Source organism: Actinomycetota bacterium (assembly GCA_030019255.1).
Taxonomy (GTDB): domain Bacteria; phylum Actinomycetota; class Geothermincolia; order Geothermincolales; family RBG-13-55-18; genus Solincola_A.
This window is the reverse complement of sequence record JASEFK010000007.1, coordinates 151,448-155,502: the sequence shown is the minus strand read 5'-3', so window position 1 is coordinate 155,502 and position 4,055 is coordinate 151,448. Positions and strand designations below refer to the sequence as shown.

Here is a 4,055-nt window from a genome sequence, read left to right as displayed (position 1 = left end):
TAGGAGGAAGAAGAAAAGCCTCGAGGTCCGGCAGGCCAGCCCGGTGGAGAAGGAGATCGTCGTCGCCACCTACGACGGCGAAACCCGGGTGGCGGTCATGGAGAAGGGTGTCCTGCAGGAGATCTTCGTGGAACACGCGGACCGCCGAAGCATCGTCGGCGACATATACAAGGGTCGGGTACAGAACGTCCTGCCGGGCATGGAGGCCGCCTTCGTGGACATCGGCCACAATCGCAACGCCCTGCTCTACGTGGGGGATATCTTCGTGGACCGGGCCAGGTGGGGCGGGAAGCCGGACATCACCAAGCTCCTCAAGGTGGGGCAACCGGTGGTGGTCCAGGTCACCAAGGACCCCATGGGCGGGAAGGGCGCGCGACTGACCACCTACCTCTCCATCCCCGGACGTTACCTGGTGCTCCTGCCTCAGAACGATACCGTGGGCATCTCGCATAAGCTGAGCGAGCAGGAAAGGGAGAGGCTGCGGCGGCTGGTGGAAGAGGTGAAACCCCGGGGAGTGGGCCTCATCGTGCGCACCGCAGCCCGGGACGCGGAGGCCGCCGAGCTCAGGAAGAGCCTCGCCTACCTGAGCAAGGTATGGCACCAGGTGCGCAAGAATTCCGAGAAGAAGAGGGCGCCGGCCGTCCTCTACCAGGAACCGGAGCTGGAGGTCAAGGTGGTGCGGGACATCATGGACGCCAGCTTCGAGCGCATCCTGGTGGACTCCCACCGCTCCTTCCGGCGCCTGCGCCATTACCTGAGAATGGTGGCGCCGGACCTGGTCGAGCGGGTGCTGCATTACACCGGCTCCACCCCGCTTTTCGAGGCCTTGGACATCAACCGGCAGATAAAGGACGCCCTGCGCCGCGAGGTGCCTCTCCCGTCCGGTGGTTACATCGTCATCGACACCACGGAGGCCCTGACGGCCATCGACGTGAACACAGGAAGGTTCGTGGGCGACAAGTCCCTCGAGGACACCGTCCTCCAGACCAACATCGAAGCGGTCACCGAGGTGGTGAGGCAGCTCCGCCTCCGGGACATCGGGGGAATTATAATCATCGACTTCATTGACATGAACGAGTCCCGGAACCGCCGGGCGGTTCTCAAGGCCCTGAACCGGGAACTGGAGAAGGACCGCACCAAGACCTACGTGGTGGAGCTCACCAAGCTGGGTCTGGTGGAGATGACCCGCAAGAACGTCTCCGAGGGGCTGATAGAGGCCTTCGGCGAGACCTGCCCGGTGTGCAAGGGTAGGGGGATGGTCTTCCGGGAGCCATGATGACCGCATGACCGGAGGCCTTGATAAGAAACGGTCGAGCCCGGAAGGAGATGCCGGTGAGTTGTCAATGCCTGCCCAACGGAAGGAGGGAAGGGGCTCAGGGGCAGCTTCCGTGAAGGACGTGCGCGGCGGTTAGCCAACTGGTCTGTGGGGGAGGGGCGAGTTGCGGAGGGAAGGGGAGAAGGGCGTTTTCACCGTGCCGCACGGCGAGGAAAGCGACCAGGAAACGCTGCTGAGGAAAACCGGGAGGACAGAAAAGGAAGGCAAGAGGAAGGGCAGGTTACTCCTGGTCATCGGCGTCAGCCTGATCCTCTGCGGGCTTCTGACCCTGGCCTGCATATACGCCTACATCCATTACACGAACCGCAGGGCGGCCGCGGCCCAGGAGGAGCTCTTCCGCGCCTGGGAGGAAAGGCCCCTGGTCCCCGGAAGAGATCCGGTGGCCGTGGGCGATGGAATCGCCCGCATCGTGGTGCCCCGCCTGGACCTGGACGCCATCGTGGTGGAGCTGGAGGGGCTGGATGACACCGAGAACCTCAAGCGTGGACCGGGGCATCTCCCCGGGACCGCTTATCCAGGGCAGGAGGGCAACTGCGTGATCAGCGGTCACCGCACCACTTATGGAGCCCCCTTTCGCCACATTGAGGAGCTGGAACCCGGCGACGAGATTATCCTGGAGACCGCGGATGCGCGGTATACCTACCTGATCTACGGGCAGTGCATCGTCCTGCCCACCGACCTTACGGTGATGGAGCAGGGAGGGGAGCCCAGGGTGACCCTGACCGCCTGCCACCCCTGGTACAGCGCCTCGCGGAGGATCGTCGTGTTGGGGCGCCTGGCGGGAGCCTATAAATTGGAGGGTCCCAAGGACGCGGCACCAGATGACTGATTATCAATGGGTGTGGTGCCTTAAGAGCTGGAAGACCGATTATCCACGAGCGTGGTGCCTTAAGAATGTGAGTAGTTGTCGGTAGTTACCAGGCCGGACGAGCACGTTGAAATCCCCTTTAACCCCGGATCTCTTGCTTCCGGGCCAAGATCACCATAGCCACCCCGGCCGTTCGGCGCCAAATTCATAGGCCGTATGCAGTACACGGCGTGGTTTGACGGTTTTTGATGGGGTTTTTGCCGATGGAAGGCCGGAAACGTGCCTAAAAGATTAATGTTAAAAATTAGGACCGGAAAGTGGGCAAGCTTTCCGGTCCGCGCCAAAACTCACTCGGCATAGATATTTTGGCAATAGTTATATCGTCACCCCTCCCCGAAGACTTTAGGGTATTTTTCTCGCCCCGCGCGGCACTGTCTCCGCAGCATCCTTCGAAGGCTTCGAATAAGGACCGGAAAAATGTTCGCCGCGGGACTCAAGGTCTATATATAAGAGGCCGATAAAAGAGTTGAACTTGAAAACCGCATATCCCTGAAGGCGATAAAGGCAAACTCTTCCGAAAGGAGAGGGCGCAAAGCCATGGGTCTACGACCGCGCGAGCGGTTATGATTGCCAGGCTGCCGCCGTGAAAGCGACGCCCTTTCCGGAAGGAAAGGGCGTTTTTTTGGGGATGGGAAGAGTTGCCACCAGCCCTCGGGGACAAAAAGGGGTGAAACAAATGAAGGGGCTTAAAGGGTGGCGCGAGGGTACGATCTACCTAGTCGTGGTCCCCATCCTGATACTGGCCGCCGTGCTCCCCTGGGCGGTGCAAGCCACACACGCTGAGGCCGCGGTTAACGTCTCCGCGGAGGAGGCGCACATGTTGGAGCTGGTCAACCAAGCCCGAAACGCGGCCGGCCTCCCCTCCTTGCTGGTAGAGCAGCAGCTCACCGACTTCGCCCGCTCCTATTCCCAGGAGATGATACAGTACAACTTCTTCAGCCACGAGTCCCCGGTTTCCGGGGGGCTGCAGCAACGCATAGCCGCCCGGGGGATAACGGGTTGGACGCTGGCCGGGGAGAACATCGCCAAAGCCCCCAGCGTGGACGCGGCCTTTCAGGCCCTCATGAACAGCCCCTCCCACCGGCAGAACATACTGCGCCCGGAGTTCAACTGCATCGGGGTGGGCGTGGTCCCCGGGCCGGGCGGCCTGTACATAACCCAGGAGTTCATGCATTTTACCACCATCCCGCCCACTGCTGAGCAAGCGGGGGCTTCCCCCGCCCCCTCGGCCACCTTCGATACCTTCGTCCTGATAATGAACCCCAACGGGGCCACCGCCCGGGTGGAGGTGACCTTTCAGGGAGAGGGTGGCGACAACCGGGCCTTCACCTACCAGGTGGGGGCCTACAGCCGCTTCACCATTCCGGTCAGGGAAACGGTGGGTAAGGGGAGCTTCTCCGTGCGGGTGAAGAGCGACCTCCCGGTCCTGGCCGAGCGGTCCATGTACTTCAACTACCTCGGGAAGAGAGGGGGGTCGGATTCCATCGGAACCCCCAACCCCTCCAGTAGCTGGTTCTTCGCCGAGGGATACACCGGGGGGACCTTCGACACCTGGATACTCCTCCAGAACCCCAACGAGAGCGGGGCCACGGTGACCTTGAGCTTCATGCGTCCCGACGGCCGGGTGATCACCCGGCAGGTTAACGTGCCCGCCCGCCGGCGCTACACGGTGCACGTGGACGAGATACCCGGCCTGGAGTCCACCGACGTCTCCACCCAGGTGACCTCCGATCTGCCCATCGTGGCCGAGCGGGCCATGTACTTCAGCTACGCGGGCCGGGACGGGGGCCACGTGTCCATCGGAACCCCCAACCCCTCCAGTAGCTGGTTCTTCGCCGAGGGATACACCGG

At 62.3% G+C, this 4,055-nt stretch carries 3 protein-coding genes and 1 riboswitch; all 3 genes read left to right on the top strand.

What is annotated here, in order from left to right; translation table 11 throughout:
- On the top strand, positions 1-1,276 hold a 1,276-nt coding region (locus QME84_08160; GenBank protein ID MDI6874238.1), incomplete at its 5' end, for an Rne/Rng family ribonuclease.
- Positions 1,277-1,439: 163 nt separating this feature from the next.
- Complete coding sequence (locus QME84_08155) at positions 1,440-2,165, top strand: class E sortase (protein ID MDI6874237.1); 726 nt, start codon at positions 1,440-1,442, stop codon at positions 2,163-2,165.
- 532 nt (positions 2,166-2,697) lie between these two features.
- Positions 2,698-2,787, top strand: a riboswitch (cyclic di-GMP riboswitch).
- A gap of 93 nt (positions 2,788-2,880) precedes the next feature.
- The coding region (locus QME84_08150; protein ID MDI6874236.1) for a CAP domain-containing protein at positions 2,881-4,055 on the top strand (1,175 nt) is incomplete at its 3' end.